Origin of the sequence: Marinobacter sp. G11 (assembly GCF_021282325.1) — a bacterium.
In the GTDB taxonomy this organism is placed as follows: Bacteria; Pseudomonadota; Gammaproteobacteria; order Pseudomonadales; family Oleiphilaceae; genus Marinobacter; species Marinobacter vinifirmus.
Window position 1 is genome coordinate 1 of the sequence record NZ_JAJSPB010000108.1, and the last position, 942, is coordinate 942.

2 tRNA genes and 2 rRNA genes are annotated in these 942 nt (G+C 50.0%); all 4 read left to right on the forward strand.

The window, feature by feature from the left end:
* Window positions 1–63 (forward strand): 16S ribosomal RNA (locus LWH94_RS19240); the annotation flags it as partial.
* A 189-nt stretch (window positions 64–252) separates the two neighbouring features.
* A tRNA-Ile gene (locus LWH94_RS19245) sits at window positions 253–329 on the forward strand.
* A gap of 110 nt (window positions 330–439) precedes the next feature.
* Window positions 440–515 (forward strand) — tRNA-Ala (locus LWH94_RS19250).
* Between the two features lie 329 nt (window positions 516–844).
* Window positions 845–942: ribosomal RNA gene (locus LWH94_RS19255) — 23S ribosomal RNA — on the forward strand; the annotation flags it as partial.

Sequence of the window (942 nt, forward strand, 5' to 3'; positions counted from 1 at the left end):
ATGACTGGGGTGAAGTCGTAACAAGGTAGCCGTAGGGGAACCTGCGGCTGGATCACCTCCTTAAACGAAGCCGAATGCTTCGGTCAGAGTCCACACGAATTACTTGGTTGGCTAATAAAGAGAGCAATTAGCGCGACAGTTTGTTGTGCATGGCAAGGCGCAGATTGAGTGAAGAAGGGAGCGTACATAAGTACGTGACCGACTGAGCGAAAGCTGCAACACGGCCAGGTGCAACAAGATGGCGTGATAATCGGGTCTGTAGCTCAGGTGGTTAGAGCGCACCCCTGATAAGGGTGAGGTCGGTGGTTCAAGTCCACCCAGACCCACCAGAATTTCACTGCTCGTCGTTGTCAAAGCACTTGCATAGCAGGCTATGCGGCGCACTTTGACGCCTAGATCAGTAAAATTCTGTTCTTGGATGTGATGGCTAGATGATTCTGGGGCCGTAGCTCAGCTGGGAGAGCGCCTGCCTTGCACGCAGGAGGTCAGGAGTTCGATCCTCCTCGGCTCCACCAAATTTTACTGACTAGCCATAATGGGTTAGCAGTGTACAGAAACAAGCGTTTCAGTTGTGTGACTCTGTTGAGAGTGGCGACTGAAGGTTTTCTTTCTGATCACTGGGTCAGATTTGCTCTTTAACAAATTGGACGAGATAGAACACGAATAGATTTCTCTCATTATCTCCGAGAGGAACTGTTCAAAGTGATAGCGATTTCAAGCGTTATCCGGTGTTGTCGTTGAAGTGGTTGTTCTATTGCTTCAAGTGGCTGTCTCGAAGAAACCTCTGAATCAGGCTTGCCTGGTGATGGGTGTGAATTCGTGATCAGTTGTCTTGGGGTTATATAGTCAAGCAACTAAGCGCATACGGTGGATGCCTTGGCAGTCAGAGGCGATGAAAGACGTGGAAGCCTGCGATAAGGTTCGGGGAGCTGGCAAACGAGC